This is a genomic window from Actinoplanes sichuanensis (assembly GCF_033097365.1).
Taxonomy (GTDB): Bacteria; Actinomycetota; Actinomycetes; order Mycobacteriales; family Micromonosporaceae; genus Actinoplanes; species Actinoplanes sichuanensis.
Map to the genome: position 1 here is coordinate 6,741,022 of NZ_AP028461.1, position 20,816 is coordinate 6,761,837.

The following is a 20,816-nucleotide window of genomic DNA, read 5'->3' on the forward strand; positions in this document are numbered from 1 at the left end:
GTGCGAGCTCAAGGGGAACGAGTGGCACGGTCGAGTCAGACCCAGATGGCGGTGCTCGGCGGGTTGAGCATCGAGCCGATGACGGCATATGCGCTGCGTGAGGCGATCCGTGACGTGCTCGGACACTTCTGGAGCGAGAGCTTCGGCCAGATCTATCCGACGCTGCAGGTCCTCGAGGAGGAGGGCCACGTGCGACGCCGGGAGGGCCCGCGCGCCCGGTCGTCGGTCTTCGAGATCACCGAGTCCGGCACGGCCCGGTTGATCGAGCTGCTCACCGAGCCGATCCGGGACACACCGCCACGCGACGGCCTGCTACTGCGCCTCTTCTTCGGCCGCACGCTGGGCCGCGCGCGATGCCGCGGGTTGCTGCAGGCGGCGCGGGACCGGGCGACGCAGAACCTGCGGGGGTACGAGGAACTGCACGCCCAGTTGTCCACGGCGGAGGGCGACACCCCGGACTGGCCGTTCATCGAGGTCACCATCCGGGCCGGCATCCACCACGCCCGGGCGACGGTCGCCTGGGCCGACGAGTCCCTGACCGCGCTCTCGACCGAGGAGCCACCGTCATGACCGGCCGTGCCCGTCTCAACTTCGCCGTCTTCGCCCTGGCCGTCGTCGGCACCGGCTGGCTCGGCGTCGCCGTCGACCGGGCGGCCGGCGTCGAGACCGCCACCGGCATCGCGACCAGCAGTGGCAGTGGCACGACCGGCATGCTGTTCTTTCTGCTCGGGCCGCTGGTGGCCGTACCCCTGCTGAGGTTTCTGTCGCCGGACGGTGGCGGATCGCTCGGCCTGGCGCCGCGGGCCGGACTCGGCTGGTACGCCCTCGCCGCGGCCTTCTATCCGCTGGTCACCGCGATCGCGGTCGGCTCAGGGGTGGTGACCGGCCAGGTCACGGTGACCGACCGGACCGGGCTGTTCGCGGCGGCCGCCACCGTCTTCGCCGTGCAGCTGATCAAGAATCCGATCGAGGAGTTCGTGTTCCGCGGATACGGCACCCGGACCGCTCTGGCGATGGGCCTGCGCGGTCGGCTCACACCGCACCTGGCGGCCGGTGCGGTGTGGGGGCTGTGGCACGTGCCGCTCTATCTGGTGTGGACGTCGGCGGCCGACATGGCGCTGGTGACGACACTGCCGATGACGCTGTTCCTGCCGCTGACGATGGCCGGGACGATGGCGGCGTCGGTGCTCTACGGCGAGGTGCGAGCCCGGACCGGCTCGATCTGGCCGGGGGTGCTGATGCACAGCGTCTGCAACGCGATCGCGACACCGCTGATGGTCGGCGGGTATCTGACGTTCGAGGGGCACAGTGACGCGGTGTTCTCGCCGGTGGCCGGTTCGGTGGTGCTGATCGTGCTGACCGCCGGGGCCGGGGTGGCGCTGGTGTACACGCGGGGGCCGGCGACCGTACGGCCACCGGCCCCCGCCGGGGTCAGCTGAGCGTCTGGATCACATTGCCGGTGAGCAGCCCCTGGTAGTAGGTACCGCCCGGGTAGTAGGTCGCGGTGGTCGTGCCGGCCACCGCGTCCAGGGCCCAGTTGATCGCGAAGGTCTGCAGCGCGGTGACGTTGGCCGCCTTCGAGGTGCCGCCGAGCAGCGTGCAGAGCCAGTTGGTGGTGGCGCCCTCGGCGTCACAGTGTGAGCCGGTCACCAGCCGTACCCCGAGGAACGGCCGGTCGAGCCGGTTGACCAGCTCGACGGTGCCGCTGGCGTTGCCGTTGGACGAGTACGGCGGGGACGAGATCGCGGTGATCGGCAGGGCGGTGCCGGCCAGCCCGGTCAGCGCGTCCGCCATGTTGGTGCCGGACGGCGACTTCACCGGGTCGAGCAGTTGCAGGTATCTCAGGTTCGCGAAAGCGGCCGGGAACGTGGTGCGCAGCCGGTTCGCGATGTAGGTGACCGCGTCGCCGCCGGCCGAGTGTCCGGCCAGCACGTACTTGCCGGGCAGGGTGCTGCCGGCCCGCCCGGCGGTGGTGGCCGCCTTCGCGTAGCTGGTGGCCAGTGGCTTGGTGGAGGTGGTCGCCTCACCGATCCAGGCGCTGACGTTGTTGAGGAAGGCGGTGTTGTCGCCCTGGTTGCTGACCGTGCAGCCGCTGGAGTTGGTGGACGGCAGCGTCGGGGCGAAGACCAGGAAACCGGCCGCCTGGTATTTGCGGGCCAGCGCGAACACGTTGCTGTTCGCGCGGGAGAAGCCGTGCTGCAGGAAGACCAGGGCCTTCGGGCTGGTGGTGTCGGGGAAGAACCAGTCGGCGTCCTGGGTGAGGGTGGACGCACCGCACAGGACGGTGATGTCGCCGTCGACCTCGGCGGTGGCGGCCTGCGCGGTGGCCGGGGTGGCGGCGAGGACTGCGGTGGACATCACGAGCGCCGCGACGACGCGGCGCAGGGACAGGGACACGGGACCTCCAGTGGTCAGCCGTAACACTCTCCGAAACAGTGTTTCCATTAGCATTCATCGATGCCACCCTGTCAAGGCGAGGACACGAAAAAGCCCGACCCCACGGGGAGCCGGGCTTTCTACTGCAAATGGGGGTCAGTCGTCGTATCCCGGCACGGTGAGCGGGTGCCGCTCCTCGTCACGCGCCGCGATACCAGCCATCGAACGCACGTACTGCCGCCGGGTGATCTCACCGTCCATGAGCTGGGCGCAGAGCACTCCTTCGAGGCTCTCCGGGGCGAACAGCGCCTCCGGCACGGCCGGCGGCTCCGCCTCGACAGACGCGTCCGCACGCACCCCGCGCACCGCGAGCACGCAGGCGGCGGCCAGGACCAGGATGAGCAGGGACAGGATCAGCATCGCCACCGCCTTGTCGGGTCGTCGCGGGGCGCATCTGCCCCGCCTGACAGAGAGAACGGATCACAGGGCGTGTCGGTTCGACGTTTTCTGTCACTGACCGCAACGAAGTTCCGGGCCTCCGACCGCTATGACACGACACGATCGAGGTACACGGTATGCCCGGATTTTACGAATTCTCGCTATCTTGCCTTGGTGCCCGGAAAGAGTGCTGTATCCCGTCTGCCGGATTACCACGGCTTCAGCCGGCTCGCCGGTGACGCCGAAGCCGCCCCGGAAGGCGACGACTACCGGGTCCGGTTGCGTCCGCTGTCCCGTCGCCGCCCGATCCGTTCGGTGCTGATCGCGGCGTTCGCGTTCGCGTTCGAGGCCACCTTCTTCGGGTGGCTGCTCTCCTCGGTCGAGCTCCCCGACCGGCGGATGCAGACCGGGCTGTTCCTGGCCACCGCCTTCATGATCGGCGCGATCGCTCTGATCGAGCTGTTCCGTCTGGTCAACGTGGTGACCCTGTGCCTGGCCACGCTCCAGGCCCGCGATCCGGTGCCGGTGCCGCCGGACGAGCGGCTGCGCGTGGCGTTCCTGACCACGATCGTCCCCGGCAAGGAGCCGATCGAGATGGTCGAGAAGACCCTGCGGGCGGCCATGCGGATCCGGCATTCCGGCCGCTTCGACGTGTGGCTGCTCGACGAGGGCGACGACCCGGAGGTCAAGCGGATGTGCCGGCGGGTGGGTGCCTACCACTTCACCCGCAAGGGCGCGCCGGACTGGAACACCCCGTCCGGCGCGTTCAAGGCGAAGACCAAGCACGGCAACTACAACTCGTGGATGGACCGGCACGGCAGCCGGTACGACGTGTTCGTCTCGGTGGACCCGGATCACGTGCCGCTGCCCAACTTCTGCGAGCGGCTCCTCGGCTACTTCCGCGACCCGGACGTGGCGTTCGTGATCGGCCCGCAGATCTACGGCAACTACGACAACGTGATCACCCGCTGGGCCGAGTCGCAGCAGTACCTGTTCCACTCGCTGCTGCAGCGGGCGGGCAACCGGCTCGGCATCCCGATGCTGGTCGGCACCAACAACGCGGTACGCATCGAGGCGCTCCGGTCGATCGGGGGCCTGCAGGACTCGATCACCGAGGACATGGCCACCAGCCTCGCCCAGCACGCCCGCCGCAACCCGGCGACCGGCCGGCGCTGGCGGTCCGTCTACACCCCGGACGTGCTGGCCGTCGGTGAGGGACCGTCGTCCTGGACCGACTACTTCAGCCAGCAGCACCGCTGGTCACGGGGCACCGACGAGGTGTTCGTGGCGGGGTTCGCCCGGATGGTCGGGCGACTCGGGTTCCTGCGGACCGTGCACTACTCGCTGCTCATGGCGTACTACCCGCTGACCGCCCTGGCCTGGCTGCTCGGCGCGGCCACCGCGGTCCTGCACGTGCTGCTCGGCGTGCAGGGGGTCCAGGTTCCGCAACAGGTGTGGCTGATGTTGTACGTGGACGCCGCCCTGTTCCAGGTGGGTCTCTACCTGTGGAACCGGCGGCACAACGTCAGCCCGCACGAGGAGGCCGGTTCGTCGGGTCTCGCCGGCATGCTGCTGTCCACACTGTGCGCGCCGATCTACGTCACCTCGTTCGTGCAGGCCGTGCTGCGTAGGCGGGCCGGTTTCGTGGTGACGCCGAAGGGTGACTCGGCCAGCCCGGACCGGTTGCTCACCTTCCGTACCCATCTGCGGTGGGCGGTCTTCTACGCCGCACTGCTGGCCGTGGCCGCGGTGACCGGCCACGCGCACGGGTTCATGTGGCTGTGGCCGGCCCTCAACCTGGCCCTCTGCCTGACCCCGCCGGTGATCTGGGCGCTGCAGGCGCTCGGCCGCACTCCCCCACAAGCCGTCACCGAAGACGACAAGGAACCCGTGATGATCGAGATCGCCGCATGACGCCGCGACAACGTCCCACTATCGCCCGCCGGCTGGTCACCATGGCGGTGTCGCTGCCCCTGATGGCTGCCGTCGCCGTGGTGAACAAGCCGATCGTGGTGTTCGCCGCCGAGCGCTACCACGAGTTCAGCATCAACCGGCTCTCCTACAAGCAGCAGTTCGGGCACTGGTCGATGCTCGACGTCCCGGCGAAGTTCCGGATCAACGCCATCCACGCGGCCCTGCTGCGTACCGGAAAGGTCCTGATCATCGCCGGGTCCGGCAACAACCGGGAGAACTTCGACGCCGGCACGTTCCGGACGATCCTGTGGGACCCGCGCACCGACGACTTCACGAACGTCACCACCCCGACCGACCTGTTCTGCGGCGGGCACACGTTCCTGCCCAACGGCAATCTGCTGGTCGCGGGCGGCACCAAGTCGTACGAGGTACTGGAAGCCGACATCAAGCACGCCGCCGGCGTCATGAAGATCAAGAACGAGTCGCCGGACAACGGCGCGCGCAAGTTCCCGAAGGGCACCCGGCTGCTCGGCGGGAACGGCCGCGCCTACCTGACCCGGGCCGAGGTGATCGTGCCGGCCGCGGCCAAGATGTCACACGGCGGTCAGACGATGGTGCACGCCGGCGAGGCCGAGGTGTGGGTGGACGCGGCCGAGGAGGGCGACGACCCGATCGTCGAACAGCCCGCCCAGTATTCGATCGCCGGCCTGACCGGCGCCGACACCCGCAACCTGTACGGCATCGCCGACAAGATCACCCGGGAGAAGCAGGAGTACGGCGGCGACCGGACGTCCTACGAGTTCGACCCGATCGCCGAACGCTACGTGCGCACCGGTGACATGACCGAGCACCGCTGGTACCCGACCCTGTCGACGATGCCGAACGGCGACGTCCTGGCGGTCTCCGGGCTGGACGAGTTCGGCCGGATGCTGCCCGGCGTCAACGAGCGCTACAAGGTGGCCCAGCGCCGGTGGGTGGCCGCGCCCGAGCTGCAGCGGGTCTTCCCCACCTATCCGGCGCTGTTCCTCACCCGGGACGAACGGCTGTTCTTCTCCGGCTCGAACGCCGGCTACGGCTCGGACACCGAAGGCCGTACCCCCGGGCTGTGGGACGTCGAGAAGAACAAGTTCCAGATCGTGCCCGGCCTGGAGGATCCGGGGATGACCGAGACCAGCGCGTCCGTCATGCTGCCACCGGCCCAGGACCAGAAGGTGATGATCATGGGCGGAGGTGCGGTCGGTGACTCGCCGGTCTCCACCGCCCGGACCGCGATCGCCGACCTCGGCGAGAAGCAGCCGCGTTACCGGCCCGGACCCGACCTGCCCGCGCCGACCCGGTACCTGAGCACCGTGGTGCTGCCCGACGACACCGTGTTCACCACCGGTGGCTCGTCCGGCTACCGGGGTGGGCCGTACCAGGGCGGCAACCGCAGTGATCTGCTCACCGCGCACCTCTTCGATCCGCGGCGGGAGATGTTCCACGAGGCGGCCGCGCCGACCGTGGGCCGCAACTACCACTCGGAGGCGCTGCTACTGCCGGACGGGCGGGTGGTCACCCTGGGCAGCGACCCGATCTACGACACCACCGGGACGAACCCCGGCAAGTTCGAACAGCGGATCGAGATCTACAGTCCGCCGTACCTGTTCCGGGGCGAGCAGCCGGTGATCGGCGGCGGGCCGCGGACGGTCAAGCGCGGGCGCACCGCCGCCTACGCGACGGCCGACGCCGACCGGATCACCGGGGCCCGGCTGGTCCGGCCCAGCGCGGTCACCCACGGCACCGACGTCGATCAACGGTCGATCGAGCTGGGCGTACGGCGTACCCCCGGCGGGGTGACCGTGACCGTCCCGAACGAGCCGGGCCTTGTCCCGTCCGGCTGGTACATGCTGTTCCTGACCGACGGCGAGGGCCTGCCGTCCGCGGCGCGCTGGGTGCGCGTCGCCTAGCGGTTCTCAGTTGGTGGCGAGCCCGAGCGCGTACTCGGGCCACCACTGACCGGCCGGCGGGGCGTCCGGTGTGCACGCCCCGTCGGACTCGCCGGGCCGTTTCACCCACAGGTACGCGTCCACCCGGGGTGTGCCGGTGTCCTCGGTCGGCGCCGGTCCGAGCGCCCGCCCCGGCGGGTTGCACCAGTGCCCGTCCGAGCCGCGCCCGTCGTTCGGCGCCGGCCCGTTGCCGTTGCGGCTGGTGTCGATGACGAACGGTTTCCCGCCGAGGCGGTCGGAGATGGCCGTACCGTAGGCGATGTTGTCCTCGGTGGTCTTGAAGTTGGCCACGTTGAGGCTGAACCCGTCGGCGTCGTGCACCCCGGCCTCCTCCAGCGCCGCGGCCACCCGGTCGGTGTCCTTGATCCAGCCGGGGTTGCCGGCGTCCAGGTAGACCCGGGCGCCGTCGCCCCGCTTGAACGTCTCGACCGCCTCCCGCAGCAGGGTGAGCCGCTCCTGCGCGGCCGGTCCGGAGACGCACTCGTCCAGCACGTGCGGGACCGCGTCCGGTTCCAGGACGACGATCACCGGCCGGCCGCGGACCACCTCGGCCAGGCCGTCGATCCACGTCCGGTAGGCCGCGGCGTCCGGCGCGCCACCGCCCGAGTGGCCGCCGCAGTCCCGCTCCGGCACCCAGTAGGGCACCAGCACCGCGGTGCGCCCGGCGGCCCCGGCCGCGGTGATCAGCCGCCGGGCCCGGTCCAGGTGGCCGGGCTTGTCGTCGGCGAACCAGACCGCGTTCGGCTCGCCGGCGATCCGGCGCAGGGCCGCCGCGTCCGCCGTGCGGCCCTGCGCCTCCCAGGCTCTGACCTGCTTGACCGCGGGCGCTTCGGGCTCCACGTAGAACACGCCGGAATCGGTCGCCGACGGGGAGGCCGGCGGGGTCGGTGCGGGGCCGGGCGGAGCGGAGGTGCATCCGCCGAGAACGGCGATCGTCACCAGGCAGCCGAGTACGGGAAGGCTTCTCATCCGGACGAACGGTACCGACCGCGCATACCCGATCGAGGCTCAGCGCACCGAGCGTGCCACCGCAATCGCCTCTTCGAGTGTCCGAATTCCCTCCAACCGGTAGGTGACGGTGTCGGTCGCCCAGACCAGGGTGGGGCCGGCCAGGCGGGCCGTCTCGGTGCGTTCCACCCCGTCGCGGCCCACATAGGTCACCGGATGCGGACCGGGCAGCCAGGCCGCGCCGAGGCTGCCGGGCAGGTCGACGAAACGGGCGTCCGGGGCGGTCTTGAAGAACGTGGTGTCCAGACGCCCGTCGAACTCGTCCAACCGGACCGCGCCGCCCCGGTAGATCAGCGTCACCACCCGTGGGCGGCCGTCGCGGTCCGGATCGGAACGCCGGATCTCGTCCGGTTCACCCAGCTCAGCCGGGACACCGATCGGGAAGCCGGCGTCCGCGGTCGCCGACGGCAGCGGGCTCGGCGTGGCGGGCAGGGTCTGCCCGGGCTGGTCGCGGCGTACCTCCACACCGGCGATCCGCAGCAGGTCGCCGACCATCTCGACCACCGCGGCCCGGGCCGGTGCCACCGCCGCGACCGCCGCGATCAGCGCGGCCGCCACGGCCGTCACCCACCACCGGGCGCGACGCGGCCTCGGCGCGGGCGTCACGAGGCGCTCCCGCACCGCACTTCGCAGATCCTTCTCCGGGGGTACGGCCAGACGGGCCCCCAGGTCACGCAACTCGGCGATCAGGTCCTCGTGGTCAGGCACCGGTCACCCCCTGCGGCATCCGGTCACGCAGTCGCGCCAGCGCCCGCGCGGTCCGTGACTTGACCGTCCCCTTCGGCAGCCCGAGCGTGACCGCGGTCTCCGCCTCGGACAGGTCGAGCAGGTACCGGCAGAGCAGCACCGCACGGTCCCGGTCGTCGAGGACACGCAACTGCTCGATCAGCAGCCGACGCCGTTCGGCGGCCATCGCCGACTCGGCCGGGTCGGGTTCGAACCGCAGCGGATCCTCGCGAACCGCGGCCCGCAACCACAGCCCCTCACGGCGGCGCCGGGACCGCACCAGGTTCCTGGTCTCGTTGGCCACGATGGCCAGCAGCCACGCCTTGAACCCGGAGTCCCCCCGGAACCGGGCCAGCTGCCGGTACGCCTTCACGAACGCCTCCTGCACCACGTCGTCCGCGTCCGCCCCGGCGCCCAGCAGGGTGGCCGCCCGTTGCGCGGGCACGGTGAACCTGGCCACCAGGACCTCATACGCGTCCAGGTCACCGGCCCGGGCCCGGGCCACCACGGCCGCCTCGTCGATGTCGATGTCCGCTCCCCCTCCGCCGACACCCTAGAGACACCGCCCACCCGACTCGGGTTCCCACCCGCCGGGAACCCGGTGCGGCCGGCCGGTGTCAACGGGGCATGACCACTCGCCGGAACCTTCTGCTGCTGGCCGGATCGGCTCTCGTGCTCGGGGGCTGCCGGGAGACGCCCGCCGTCGCCGCCACCGCGCCGGACGTCCTGCTCGCCGACTCCGATCGTGGGCTGTTGCGGCTCGCTCCCGGTGGGGAGCAGGTGCTCGGCGCGGCCGCGGTCACCTTCGACGGCGGTCATCTGTATGCCGCCCGGGACGGCGGGCTCGACCGGATCGACCCGGCGAGCGGGACCGCGTCGCGTGACACCGCGCTGGACGACGGCTGGATTCCGCGGGTGATCTCCTCGGACGGCCGGGTGTGCGCGCTGAGCCGGACGGGGGCCTCCGACCGGCCCGCCGCGCGCACCCGGACCACCCTGCTGATCACCGGGCCGGGCGGCCGGTCCGAACGGGACCTGGTCGGGGTGATCGAACCGGACGCGTTCACGGCCGACGGGAGTGGACTGTTCGTGCTGGAGTGGCTGCCCGCGGCCGCGCCCGACCACTACCGGGTGCGGCTGCTCGACCTGGCCACCGGGGCGGTGCAGCCGTTGAACACCAGAGACAAGACTCCGGTGCCGCCGGGTGCCGAGGAGGAGATGCGCGGCGACGGACGTCAGGCGGTGCTGTCGGCCGACCGGACCATGCTGTTCACCCTCTACACCCATCAGCCCGGCCACCGGCACACCCGCGACCTGCTGTCCGGCCGTCCCGGGAACGCGCACGCCTTCGTCCATGTCCTGCATCTGGTCGAGCGGTGGGCGTACTGCCTCGATCTTCCGCATCCGTTCGGCGAGGGACCGACCGCCGGGCACGCTCTCGCCGCGGATGGGCGCACCCTGTTCGTCGCCGATCTGAACTCGGGGAAGCTGGCCTATGCGAGCCCGTCGTCGCTGTCGATCGAACGGGTGGTGGACGTGCCGCCGGTGGCCGGTTCGACGGCCGCGCTGGCACTCACCGCGGACGACCGGATCCTGCTCGGGGCGGGCGGGGTCACCGTGCTGGATCGCGCCTCGGGACGGTCGACCGGCCGCTGGGAGCTGCCCGGCCCGGTGCGCGGGCTGGCCCTGAGCCGGGACGGCCGGCGCGTCTACGCGGGCGGGACCGGCCGGGTCACCTGGCTGGACGCGGCCATCGGCGTCCGCTCCGGAGAGGTGACCGTGCCGGGCCTGACCGCCCTACGCCACGTCGTGTGAGCGGCGTAGCACGTCCAGCACGAACCACTCGTCCTCGTGGTGGACCACGTGCTCCAGGCCGGCGGTCTCCAGCAGCTCGGCGTGCGCGTTGAAACCGTCGTAGCCGCCGCCGGTCGCCCGGTTGCGGAAGTGCACCGCGACCAGGTCGCCGCCCGGCTCCAGCCGCTCGGTCAGCCCGTCCACGGTGGCCCGCAGGTCGGCGCCGGACAGGTAGTAGAGCAGGTCGCCGATGACCACCAGGTCGAAGACGCCGTCCGGCAGGTCGGCCGGCAGCTCGGCCCGCTCGACCCGCACGTTGGGCAGGTCGGCGGTGTTCTGCCGGGCCAGCTCGACGGCCTCCGGGACGCTGTCGGTGGTGAGCACCTCGTCGCAGCGCTGGGCGAGCATCCGGCTGAGCGTGCCGATCGACGCGCCCGGCTCGTAGCAGCGGCGGTAGCGCTCACGCGGCAGGCTGGCCACGGTGACCGCGAACTTCCGCCGGTCGTGCCACTTGGTGGCGACGTCCCACGGGTCGTCCTTGGCCTCATAGAGCCCGATGAAGTGGTCCAGGGAGACCGAGGTCTCGGGTGGGGCCGCGTCGCCTGCTGCTCGTGTCACTCGGAGATTGTGCCCCCGTCCCGGCCCTCGGCCACGATCAGGGTGCCGACGCCCTTCTCGGCGACCAGGTCGACGCCGCCGTCACCGTCACCCGCGGTGAACCGGCTGCCCTTGTTCACGCCCTGCTTGCGGTCGCCGTAGAGCTCGACCACCCCGGCGCCCTCCTTCAGGACCGCCTCGACGTGGCCGCCGGTGCTGACCCGCCAGTCCCGGACACCGCCGGTCATCGAGATCGGCACGACCGCGTCCTGCCGGGGCAGTGCCAGGTCGATCTCGGCCGCGCCACCGATCAGGTCGATCCGGCCGACCTTGGCGCCGGTCAGATCGACGGCGGCGGTACGGACCCCGCCGCTCATCCGGAACGACCAGGTGACCTCGGCGCTCAGCACCACGTTGACCTCGGCGGTTCCGGGTTCGGTGTGGTCGTCGACGAAGACCCGTACCGTGTCGCCCTGCTCTTCGGTCCGGGTGGTGATGCCGCTGCCGATCGGGCTGCTCACCTGATACCAGTTGTCGCCGGTGTCGCCGATCCGGACGGCGAGGGCGGTGGTGCCGTCGGCCAGTTCGAGGGTGGCCGCGTCGGGCGCCGGGGTGATCGGCGGGGTGGTCTCGATGGAGACCGGCGGCTGCCCGGCCGGGTCCTCGGCGGGGCCGGTGGCGGACGGGACGGTCAGCACCGGCCCGGCGGTGGGCTCGGTGGGCCGGGTCGCGTACCAGGCGAGCCCGGCCGCGGCCAGGATCACGGCGGCCAGCACCAGGATCGGCTTGCGGGAGGCACGGCGGGTCCGGGTCTCGGCGAGATGGAGCTCCACGGTGGGCCGCTGCGAGCCGCGGGGCACCCAGGCCGGATCGGTTCGGACCGGGTCGGCCCCCTCCGGCTCGTAGTGGTCGGCGGGCGGCCCGACCTTGTGCGGCGCGTCCGGCCAGAACTCGGAGATGTCGGGCAGGTTAGGCACGGCGTCGGGGCTCGTGATGACGAGCTCGATGACCGCCGGCTCGTTGTCGGCCGGGCTGTCGGTGTCAGAGACGGTAGGACTGTCCACGTAGCTCTCCTCGAAGCGCACGGCAGGACTCCACGCCGGTGGTACGTACGTGAGGCCCGTTCGGTTCGATTGGAGCGCTCCCAACAAATTGGGACATCGTTACCTCTTGCCCTCAGATGCCCCGAGCGTGTAGATCCTTATCGAATCCTTAAGTGGTTCTGTGTGAACGATCCCCCACGGAAGCGAAATTGATGCCGGAAGACGACACCCGTAACGGACTGCGGGTCGGCGGCTGGATTCCGCCCTATTCACCCGGCGGCGATCCCGCCGGGCCGATCCGGCCCACCGCACACCCCCAGGACAACGCCCCCCACTACCGCGACTCCTTCCCCCGCCTGCGCGGCCAGGGGACGATGCGGCCCCGCCTCGTCCTCGCCGCCGCCCTCTGTCTCGCCTGCGCGGCCACCGCGGCGATAGCCGTGGTCCTGGACGCCTCGCGAAAACCCGAGCCGGTCGCCGCCGAGTTCGAGTACCCGGCCCTGCCGGGTCAGGCACTGCCGGCCTTCCCACCGGCCCTGGACTCGGAAGACGTCGGTGAAGTGCCGGTCAGCGTGCAGCCGTCACCCACCGACACCACGGTGCCCCCGACCCACACCCGCCGCTATACGCCGCCGCCGGCGACCTCACCGGTGGCTACCCGAACCACCACGAAACCACCCGCGACGACCAGACCGACAACTGCCGCCCCGGTCCGGTTGAGTGTCGGCTCGACAGTCGGCCTGGAGGCCTCGGACCGTCCCGGAGACCGGGTGCGGCACCGCAACTACCGGGGCCGGCTGGACGCGATCAGCGCGTCGAGCAGTTCCGGGGAACGCGCCGACGCGGCCTTCCGGGTGCGTACCGGACTGGGTGACGACAACTGCGTCTCACTCGAATCTGTTAACTTTCCCGGGTATTATCTGCGTCATCGAAATTTCGAAATACGGCTAGACAGGAACGACGGCTCCGCGCTATTCCGTCAGGACGCCACTTTCTGTCCCGTGACGATTCGACAGGGCGCCGCACTGGCACTCCGGTCGACGAATTATCCGCGTCACTACGTGGTCGCCGACGACGACTGGCTGAAGATCGTCGAGACCACCGCGGCGAGGGCCACGGCCTTCACGCCGCGGACCGCGCTCTGACCGACCCCGGCCGGCCCATCCGGCCGGGGTCGGTCAGAGTTCTCAGCTGTTCCGGATGACTGTCACTCCGCGGGCCGGCAGGATCCCGGCGCCCGGCAGGGCGCCGAGGTCCACCGGCTCGTCGGTCCGGTTGATCAGGAACCGGTGGTCCCCGCGGACCGTCAGCTCGACCCGTCCGCCCAGCTCGGCGGGAAGCTCACTGCTCACCCCGGCCGGGCCGAGCAGGCCGGGCAGCAGCGCGCCGAGCCCGTCCGGGCCGAGACGGGTGGAGACGTACGCCGCCGACCCGGCACCCACCGTCCGCCGGGTGACCGCCGCCCGTTCCGCCTGCTCCCCCGTCTTGTACCGGGCCAGCACCTCGACGTCGTCCCCGGTCACGTCGATCCGGTCGGTCCAGATCGTCCCGGTCGTGCCGTTGTCCAACTCGACGCTCTCGTGGTCGAGCAGCGGACCGAACTCCTCGATCCGGATGCCCAGCAGCTCACGCAGCGCCCCCGGGTAGCCGCCCAGCCAGATGTGGTCGTTCTCGTCCACGATCCCGGAGAAATACGTGGTGACCAGGTGCCCGCCCCCGGCCACGAAGTCCCGCAACCGATCGGCCAACGCGGCCGGGACGACGTGCAGGATCGGGGCGATCAGCACCCGGTACTCCGCCAGCGGGCCACCCACCGGCAGCACGTCGGCGCGGATCCCGGCGTCCAGCAGCGCGGTGTACCAGTCCAGGGCCTCCTGGCGGTAGCGGATCCGGTCGGTCGGATGCGAGTCGTGCTCGGACACCCACCACGACTCCCAGTCGAAGACGATGCCGACCGCGGCGCGGGTGCGGGGCGAGCCGGCGATGGGCGCCAGCTCGCGAAGCCGCTCCCCGAGCCGGGCCACGTCCCGGAAGAGGTCGCTGTCGGTCCCGGCGTGCGGCAGCATCCCGGAGTGGTACTTCTCGGCGCCGGCCCGCGACTGCCGCCACTGGAAGAAGCAGACCGCGTCGGCACCGTGCGCCACGTGGGTCAGTGAGTCGCGGTGCAGCTCACCGGGCTTCTTGGCGACGTTCACCGGCTGCCAGTTGACCGCGCTGGTGGAGTGTTCCATCAGGAACCACGGGCGGCCGCCGGCCAGGTTGCCGGTCAGGTTGGCCGAGAAGGACAGCTCGTCGCGGTCCTGCGGGCCGGGCAGCACGTAATGGTCGTTGGAGACGAAGTCGATCTCACCGGCCCAGTCGGCGAAATTCATGCCCTTCGTCTCGCCCATCACCATGAAGTTCGTGGTGACCGGCACCTCCGGGGTGATCTGCCGGAGCAGGTCCCGCTCGGCCCGCAGGTGCTCCTTGAGCGCGTCCGAGGAGAACCGCTTGAAGTCCAGTTGCTGGGTCGGGTTCGGGTACGAGGCGGCCAGCCGGGGCGGCAGCACCTCCTCGAAGTCGTCGTAACGCTGCGACCAGAACGCGGTCGCCCAGGCCTGGTTGAGCGCTTCGACGGTGCCGTAGCGCGCCCGCAGCCAGACCCGGAAGGCGGCCGCCGCGTCGTCCGAGTAGTCGTAGACGTTGTGGCAGCCCAACTCGTTGTTGACGTGCCAGGCGACCAGCGCCGGATGGTCGGCGTAGCGGACGGCCAACTCCCGGACCAGGCGGAGAGCGTGTTCCCGGAAGACCGGCGAGGTGGGCCGCCAGTGCTGACGGCCGCCCGGCCACAGGGTCTCGCCGGTCCGCGTCACCGGCAGGATCTCCGGGTGCTTACGGGTCAGCCACGGTGGCGGGGAGGCGGTGGCGGTGGCCAGGTCGACGGCGATGCCCCCGGCGTGCAGCAGGTCCATCACCTCGTCGAGCCAGGCGAAGTCGTACACACCGTCGCGAGGTTCGAGCCGCGCCCAGGAGAAGATCGCGAGACTGACCACGGTGACGCCGGCCGCCTGCATGGCCCGTACGTCGTCGGCCCAGACATCACGCGGCCACTGATCCGGGTTGTAGTCGGCGCCGAACTCCAGACGGGGTGCCCCGGTACGGCGAAGCCAACTGGGTGGGTGAGGGGTACTCACACGATCTCCTTGGTGGATATCAAGAAGAGACCCGCGCCCCGTCAACGGCGGCGCGGGCCTCTACTCGGAGTCACTTGATGGTGAAGCCCTGCTCTTTGCCGTACTTGGCGGACTGCTCGCCCCACGCCTTCAGGCTGTCGGCCAGCGGGGTGGAGGAGACGTACGCCTTACCGGCGGTGTCGTTGAAGACGCTGTTGGCGTAGACCTGGAACGGCAGGTACGACCAGCCGCTGACCACGCCCTGCGCCGACGCCGCGAGGATCTCGTTGGCCTTCTGGCCGCCGAAGTACGGGAACTCCGTGCCGAGGAACTCGGGCGAGGTGAGGTCCTTGGTGGTCGACGGGAACGCGCCACCCTTGATCCGCAGATCCTTGCCCTCTTCCGACGCCGCGTACTTGACGAACGCGTAGGCCAGCGCCTTGTTGGCCGACTTGTCCATGACGCCCAGCGAACTGCCGCCGTTCTCCGCGGTGGCCTTGCCGCCGGCCTCGTACTGCGGCATCGGCGCGGTACGCCACTTGCCGTTCGCGGCAGCCGCGCCGGAGGCGAGGTTGCCGGGCATCCACGCGCCGGTGACCAGGCTGGCGATGGTGCCGTCGCCGAGTGCCTTGAACCACTCGTCGGTCCACGGCGGGATCGGCGCGACCAGCTTCTCGGTGATCATCGGCTGCCACATGGCGGTGAACTTGGCCGCGCCCGGGTCGGCGAAGTCGATCGTCACGTCGGTGCCGCTGACCTGGTACGGCTTGCCGCCGGCCTGCCAGATCATGCTGGTGGTGAACCCGGCGTCGCCGGTGTCCCCGGTGATGTAGGCCTTCGGGTCGGCCGTGTGCAGCTTGCGGGCGGCCTCGACGTACTCGGCCCAGGTGGCCGGCACCGCGATGCCGTGCTTGTCGAAGACCTCCTTGTTGTAGAACAGCGCCATCGGCCCGGAGTCGAGCGGCAGCCCGTAGACGCCGCCGTTCGGGGTGACCGCGGCCCACGGACCCGGCGTGAAGTCGGCCTTCAGCTTCTCGGCGCCGTACCCGCTGAGGTTGGCGAGCGACTTCCCGAGGGCGAACTGCAGCACCGCGTAGTACTCGACCTGCGCGACGTCGGGGCCACCGCTGCCGGCCGCGACCGCGTTCTGCAACGCCGTGTAGTGCTTGTCGCCGGACAGGGCGCTGTTCAGCTCGACCTTGACGTTCGGGTACTTCTTCTGGAAGCCCGCGACGACGTCCTTGATCGTGCCGTCCCAGGCCCAGACCGTCAGATTGCCGCCCTTCTCGAGCGCGGCGGCGACGTCGGCCTCGGTCCCGGCGGCCGCCGGGGTGTCGGTGGTGCCGCCGTCGCTGCCGGAACTGCAGGCGGCGATCGCCAGCATGGCGGCGGTCGCCGCGGCGGCCACCTTGATCAATCTAGCCATTGTTTTCCTCTCAGGATTTCATTCTTTGACGCTGCCTGCGGCGAGGCCGGACTGCCAGTAACGCTGCAGGAACAGGAAGGCCGCGAGCAGCGGCAGGATCGTGATGAGTGATCCGGTGATGACGAGGTTGAAGACGGCTTCGCCGCCGACCGTCTGCGCCTGGTCGTTCCAGGAGTTGAGACCGATGGTGAGGGGATACCAGGACGGGTCCCTCAGCATGATCAGCGGCAGGAAGTAGTTGTTCCAGGTGGCGACCACGGTGAAGAGCAGGACCGTGACGACACCGGGAGCCAACAACGGCAGGGAGACCTGGAAGAACGTACGGAACTCGCTCGCACCGTCGATCCGGGCCGCCTCGAGCATCTCGTCCGGGACCGCCTGCGCGGAGAAGGTCCACATCAGGTAGAGCCCGAACGGCGAGACCAGCGACGGGATGATCACCGACCAGGGAGTGTTGGTGATCCCCAACTTGCTGAACATGAGGAACGTGGGTACGGCCAGCGCGGTGCCCGGCACGGCGACCGCGCCGATCACGGTGGCGAACACCGCCCGCTTGCCGACGAAGTCGAACTTGGCCAGCCCGTAGCCGCCGAGGGTGGCCAGCAGGGTCGCACCGCCGGCCCCGGCCACCACGTACAGCAGGGTGTTGCCCAGCCAGCGGGTGAAGGCCCCGTCCTGGTACGTGAAGGTCTTGCGGATGTTGTCGAACAGGGCGAACTCACCGTCGTCGAACCAGAGGCCGAACGAGCTGAGCAGGCCCTCCGGCGTCTTCGTCGCGTTGATCACCAGCCAGAGCAACGGGACCAGGCTGTAGATCGCGAAGAGCGAGGTCAGCAGGGTGAGGAGCACGCTGCGCTGCCTGCCGCGGCGGTAGGGCTTCTCCGAGGCGGGCGAGTGGTCCGTCGTACGCCGGTTGGACTGCACCGTCGTAGTCATCAGTTCTCCCTGGTGCCGCGCAACTGCACGACGTACGCGACGACCATGGTGATGACACCCATGATGATCGCGACCGTGGCGGCGTAGTTGTACTGCTGCCCGGCGAAGGACAGCGTGTAGGCGTACATGTTGGGGGTGTAGTCGGTGGTCAGCACGTTGCGCGCGAGCGGGCGCATGATGGCCGGCTCGTTGAACAGCTGGAAGCTGCCGATCACCGAGAAGATGGTGGCGATCACCAGCGCACCGCGGATGGCCGGCAGCTTGATCGCCCGGATGATCCGGAACGCCCCGGCACCGTCGATCTCGGCCGACTCGTACAGCGAGGCCGGCACGACACGCAGCGCCGAGTAGAAGATCAGCATGTTGTAGCCGACGAATTCCCAGGTCACGATGTTGCCGATGGAGGCGAGCGCGAGGTTCGCGGACAGCGGCTCCGGCAGCGTGATGTTCAGCGCGTCGTTGATGTTGCCGACCAGGCCGAACTGGTTGCTGTACATGAAGCCCCACATGAGCGTGGCGACCACGGCGGGCACCGCGTACGGCATGAAGATGGTGACGCGGAAGAAGGCCTTGCCGTGCAGCCGTCCGCTGTCGATGGCGAGCGCCACCACCAGCGCCAGTCCGAGCATGATCGGGACCTGGACGGCCAGGAAGAGCCCGACCCGGGTCACCCCCTGCCAGAACTGCGGGTCACTCAGTGCGTTGGTGTAGTTCTCCAGGCCCACGAAGCTGGTGCCGCCGACCAGGCGGGTACGGAACACGCTGAGGTACACCGAGTAGCCGATCGGTGCGAGGAAGACCAGCGCGAACACCGCCATGAACGGACCGATGAACTGCCACCCGATCCATGAACGCCGGGTCACCAATACCCTCCTCGTGAAATGTTTACGTGAACATGCTCGTCATGTTTACGTAAACATGACTGCCGTATAGTGGCATGGGCCACAAATTGAGGTCAAGGTCAAGACCAAGGGAGTAATCGCCATCGAACCGCCCCGGCTCCGTGCCGCCTCGGACGTACCCGGCGGCCGACGCAAGCAGCGCGTCTCCATGGCCGACGTGGCCCGCCGCGCCGGTGTCTCCTCGCAGACCGTCTCGCGCGTCGCCAACGGCGCCACAGGTGTCGTCGAGACCACCCGTGAGCAGGTGCTCGCCGCCATGAGCGAACTCGGCTACCGACCCAACAGCGCGGCCCGCTCGCTGCGGTACGGCCGGTTCAACACGATCGGCGTCATCCTGTTCGGGCTGTCCTCGACCGGCAACAGCCGCACCGTCGAGGCGATCGCCACCCACGCCGCCGCCGAGGGGTACGCGATCACCCTCATCCCGGTCGGCGCCGCCACCCAGGACAACGTCATGGGAGCGTTCACAAGAATGGGTGAGCTCACCGTCGACGGGGTCATCCTGATCATCGAGGTGCACCTGCTCGACGCGTCGGCCGTCGCCATCCCGCCCGACGTGCACGTGGTCGTCGTCGACTCGGATGCCGGAGACCGCTACCCGGTCGTCGACACCGACCAGGCCGACGGCACCGAGCAGGCGGTGCGGCATCTGCTCGCGCTCGGGCACCGTACCGTCCGGCATGTCGCGGGCCCGGCCGAATCGTATGCCGCCGAACGCCGCGCCGGCGCCTGGCGCCGCGTCCTCGAGGAAGCCGGCCGCCCGGTCCCCGCCCTCGAACGCGGCGACTGGTCCGCCGACTCCGGCTACCACGCCGGCCTGCGCCTGGCCGATGACCCGTCCTGCACGGCTATCTTCGCCGCCAACGACCAGATGGCCCTGGGGGTGCTGCGCGCGCTCCACGAACGCGGGCGCCGTGTGCCGGCCGACGTCAGCGTGGTCGGTTTCGACGACATCGCCGACGCCGGGTCCTACCTGCCGCCGCTGACCACCGTCCACCAGGACTTCGCGGAGGTGGGGCGGCGCTGCGTACACGCCCTGCTCCGCCAGATCCACAACGAGCCGGCCGACGCGGGCACCGACCTGGTCGCCACCCGCCTGGTGATCCGCGAAAGCACCGCACCGGCACGCCCATAGCGGCGGACCGGCCCTCGCCGCCGGATCACGGGCCCGGAGCGGGCAGCGCGGATCGACGAACAGGCGGACCCTGAGGAGAGACCTCCGATACGAAGGGTGCTTGCCATGCCGTCGAAACTCAGCGCCACCGAGCTCATCGAACGCGCTCACACGGGCGCCTCCACCGCGGGCCGCGTCTTCGGTGAACCCATCGAACGCGACGGGGTCACCGTGATCCCGGTCGCGGTCATCCGCGGAGGAGGCGGAGGAGGAGCCGGTAGCGCAACCTCGGCCGACGACGACAAGCCCGAGGGCGAGGGTTCCGGCGGCGGTTTCGGCTTCACCGCCCACCCGGCCGGCGTCTACGTCGTCCGCGACGGCGACGCCCACTGGCGACCGGCCCTGAACGTCGACCGGATCATCGCCGGCGGCCAACTCCTGGCCCTCGCCGCCGTGCTGGTCGCGGGCAGCGTCCTGCGCCGCCACCGCCGTCGCCGCTGACCGTTCCGAGGCCGGGGCGGCGGTTCCACCCGGAAACGCCGGAGTGTCCGGGCCTGGTCAGGCCCGGACTCGGCTGGTGGTGGGGCTTCAGTTGGTCCGCTTGTTGCGGCGACGCTCGCCGATCTCCCAGGCCAGGATGTACTGGCGGATGGTCCGGGCCAGCTCCTCCTTCGTGTCGAAGGTGAGGATCAGGTGCTGGCCGGGGTCGCCGTGCGGGGCCTCGCGGACGTTGTGGACGAGACCGCTCAGCTTGGCCTCGGCGGTACCCAGCCAGACCGTCGCCTCGACGCGGTCGCCCTGGGTGAGGGAGGTGGCCTCGTCGATCCAGCAGCGCAGGCCGCCTTCGCTGATGTCGAGCAGGACACCTTCGGCCGGCTGGCCGCTGACCTCGGCTTCGAGGCGGACGACCGCTCCAGCGCCGCCGCGGACGAACTCCCGGCGGTTGTCGTGGCGGGCCGCGCCGGACGGCGTGAGGATCCAGCGCAGCGGGGCGCTGCCGGAGACCACGACGAGACGGCAGGGCAGGACCACACGGGTACGCGGCGGGGCCCAGAAGATCTCGAACTCCTGGCCGGGTTCGAACATCGCGAGGCCGGTGGTCTCCAGGGGCGCGGCGACGCTGAACGTGTCGCCGTCGATGGCCTCCAGCTTCGAGCGGAGGTTCACGCCGTCGCCGAGGACCAGGAAGATCGGGTCGCCGATGGCCGGGAGCTCGACGTCGGCCAATCCTCCAGCGCCTGGAACCGACATCACTCCAGCTGCACCGTTGCTCATCATTCACCTCTCCGGGATACCCGTTCACGGCTGGTCGGGGTCGGCCCTTCTGATCGGCAGCCGGAGCCCGTACGTGAACATCCCGGGGTATCCGGGACGGCCGCCGGAGCGTGACGGCCGTCCCGGGTCG

At 70.4% G+C, this 20,816-nt stretch carries 20 protein-coding genes; 8 read left to right on the forward strand and 12 right to left on the reverse strand.

The features are described from left to right. The first annotated feature begins 21 nt into the window (after nt 1-21). Both Q0Z83_RS31200 and Q0Z83_RS31205 read left to right on the forward strand, forming a co-directional pair. Entirely contained in the window at nt 22-570 is a 549-nt protein-coding gene (locus Q0Z83_RS31200; protein ID WP_317786814.1) for a PadR family transcriptional regulator, read from the forward strand. Beyond that, nucleotides 567-1,439: a CPBP family intramembrane glutamic endopeptidase gene (locus Q0Z83_RS31205; protein ID WP_317786815.1), complete on the forward strand. Its 873-nt coding sequence runs from the start codon at nt 567-569 to the stop codon at nt 1,437-1,439. Before Q0Z83_RS31200 ends, Q0Z83_RS31205 begins: the two co-directional genes overlap by 4 nt. Here the strand turns inward: Q0Z83_RS31205 and Q0Z83_RS31210 are convergent. Both Q0Z83_RS31210 and Q0Z83_RS31215 read right to left on the reverse strand, forming a co-directional pair. Next, nucleotides 1,432-2,397 (reverse strand): alpha/beta hydrolase, encoded by a 966-nt coding sequence (locus Q0Z83_RS31210; protein ID WP_317786816.1) that lies wholly within the window; start codon nt 2,395-2,397, stop codon nt 1,432-1,434. The genes Q0Z83_RS31205 and Q0Z83_RS31210 overlap by 8 nt on opposite strands. Before the next feature lie 135 nt (nt 2,398-2,532). After that, complete coding sequence (locus tag Q0Z83_RS31215) at nt 2,533-2,796, reverse strand: hypothetical protein (protein ID WP_317786817.1); 264 nt, start codon at nt 2,794-2,796, stop codon at nt 2,533-2,535. A 192-nt stretch (nt 2,797-2,988) separates the two neighbouring features. Here Q0Z83_RS31215 and Q0Z83_RS31220 point away from each other — a divergent pair, with 192 nt between their 5' ends. Further along, nucleotides 2,989-4,728 (forward strand): glycosyltransferase family 2 protein, encoded by a 1,740-nt coding sequence (locus Q0Z83_RS31220; protein ID WP_317786818.1) that lies wholly within the window; start codon nt 2,989-2,991, stop codon nt 4,726-4,728. Continuing rightward, entirely contained in the window at nt 4,725-6,674 is a 1,950-nt protein-coding gene (locus Q0Z83_RS31225; protein WP_317786819.1) for a radical copper oxidase GlxA, read from the forward strand. Before Q0Z83_RS31220 ends, Q0Z83_RS31225 begins: the two co-directional genes overlap by 4 nt. Before the next feature lie 6 nt (nt 6,675-6,680). Here the strand turns inward: Q0Z83_RS31225 and Q0Z83_RS31230 are convergent, their stop codons facing one another. Genes Q0Z83_RS31230 through Q0Z83_RS31240 form a run of 3 tightly spaced genes read right to left on the reverse strand, consistent with a single transcriptional unit; the run spans nt 6,681 to nt 8,955 of the window. Next, nucleotides 6,681-7,682 carry a glycoside hydrolase family 6 protein gene (locus tag Q0Z83_RS31230; protein WP_317786820.1) on the reverse strand — a complete coding sequence of 334 codons (1,002 nt, stop codon included), beginning with the start codon at nt 7,680-7,682 and terminating at the stop codon, nt 6,681-6,683. Nucleotides 7,683-7,721: 39 nt separating this feature from the next. Continuing rightward, nucleotides 7,722-8,429, reverse strand: a complete 708-nt coding sequence (locus tag Q0Z83_RS31235) for a hypothetical protein (protein ID WP_317786821.1) — start codon at nt 8,427-8,429, stop codon at nt 7,722-7,724. Next, on the reverse strand, nt 8,422-8,955 hold the full coding sequence (locus Q0Z83_RS31240; RefSeq protein ID WP_317786822.1) for an RNA polymerase sigma factor: 534 nt from the start codon (nt 8,953-8,955) through the stop codon (nt 8,422-8,424). The genes Q0Z83_RS31235 and Q0Z83_RS31240 overlap by 8 nt, the downstream gene beginning before the upstream one ends. A gap of 119 nt (nt 8,956-9,074) precedes the next feature. On the opposite strand from Q0Z83_RS31240, the gene Q0Z83_RS31245 reads away from it, so the two are divergent. Then, a complete protein-coding gene (locus Q0Z83_RS31245) occupies nt 9,075-10,262 on the forward strand; it encodes a hypothetical protein (protein ID WP_317786823.1) in 1,188 nt (395 codons plus the stop codon). Here Q0Z83_RS31245 and Q0Z83_RS31250 read toward each other — a convergent pair. Both Q0Z83_RS31250 and Q0Z83_RS31255 read right to left on the reverse strand, forming a co-directional pair. After that, entirely contained in the window at nt 10,245-10,859 is a 615-nt protein-coding gene (locus tag Q0Z83_RS31250) for a class I SAM-dependent methyltransferase (RefSeq protein WP_317786824.1), read from the reverse strand. The two genes, Q0Z83_RS31245 and Q0Z83_RS31250, sit on opposite strands and share 18 nt — an antisense overlap. Next, nucleotides 10,856-11,923, reverse strand: coding sequence for a hypothetical protein (locus tag Q0Z83_RS31255; protein WP_317786825.1), 1,068 nt, complete (start codon nt 11,921-11,923; stop codon nt 10,856-10,858). The genes Q0Z83_RS31250 and Q0Z83_RS31255 overlap by 4 nt, the downstream gene beginning before the upstream one ends. A gap of 170 nt (nt 11,924-12,093) precedes the next feature. Here Q0Z83_RS31255 and Q0Z83_RS31260 point away from each other — a divergent pair, with 170 nt between their 5' ends. After that, nucleotides 12,094-13,026 carry an AbfB domain-containing protein gene (locus Q0Z83_RS31260; RefSeq protein ID WP_317786826.1) on the forward strand — a complete coding sequence of 311 codons (933 nt, stop codon included), beginning with the start codon at nt 12,094-12,096 and terminating at the stop codon, nt 13,024-13,026. 42 nt (nt 13,027-13,068) lie between these two features. Here the strand turns inward: Q0Z83_RS31260 and Q0Z83_RS31265 are convergent, their stop codons facing one another. The 4 genes from Q0Z83_RS31265 to Q0Z83_RS31280 form a co-directional block, all read right to left on the reverse strand. Further along, nucleotides 13,069-15,054 (reverse strand): beta-galactosidase, encoded by a 1,986-nt coding sequence (locus Q0Z83_RS31265; protein WP_317786827.1) that lies wholly within the window; start codon nt 15,052-15,054, stop codon nt 13,069-13,071. A 70-nt stretch (nt 15,055-15,124) separates the two neighbouring features. Further along, nucleotides 15,125-16,459, reverse strand: a complete 1,335-nt coding sequence (locus Q0Z83_RS31270) for an ABC transporter substrate-binding protein (protein WP_317786828.1) — start codon at nt 16,457-16,459, stop codon at nt 15,125-15,127. 18 nt (nt 16,460-16,477) lie between these two features. Then, nucleotides 16,478-17,395 (reverse strand): carbohydrate ABC transporter permease, encoded by a 918-nt coding sequence (locus Q0Z83_RS31275; RefSeq protein WP_317786829.1) that lies wholly within the window; start codon nt 17,393-17,395, stop codon nt 16,478-16,480. Beyond that, nucleotides 17,395-18,258, reverse strand: a complete 864-nt coding sequence (locus tag Q0Z83_RS31280) for a carbohydrate ABC transporter permease (RefSeq protein WP_317786830.1) — start codon at nt 18,256-18,258, stop codon at nt 17,395-17,397. Before Q0Z83_RS31280 ends, Q0Z83_RS31275 begins: the two co-directional genes overlap by 1 nt. 187 nt (nt 18,259-18,445) lie before the next feature. Here Q0Z83_RS31280 and Q0Z83_RS31285 point away from each other — a divergent pair, with 187 nt between their 5' ends. Both Q0Z83_RS31285 and Q0Z83_RS31290 read left to right on the forward strand, forming a co-directional pair. Then, nucleotides 18,446-19,432, forward strand: coding sequence for a LacI family DNA-binding transcriptional regulator (locus Q0Z83_RS31285; RefSeq protein WP_317786831.1), 987 nt, complete (start codon nt 18,446-18,448; stop codon nt 19,430-19,432). A 105-nt stretch (nt 19,433-19,537) separates the two neighbouring features. After that, a complete protein-coding gene (locus Q0Z83_RS31290) occupies nt 19,538-19,912 on the forward strand; it encodes a spore germination protein GerW family protein (RefSeq protein WP_317786832.1) in 375 nt (124 codons plus the stop codon). A gap of 87 nt (nt 19,913-19,999) precedes the next feature. Here Q0Z83_RS31290 and Q0Z83_RS31295 read toward each other — a convergent pair whose 3' ends face one another. Continuing rightward, nucleotides 20,000-20,638: a PilZ domain-containing protein gene (locus Q0Z83_RS31295; protein WP_317786833.1), complete on the reverse strand. Its 639-nt coding sequence runs from the start codon at nt 20,636-20,638 to the stop codon at nt 20,000-20,002. Between the last annotated feature and the right edge of the window lie 178 nt (nt 20,639-20,816).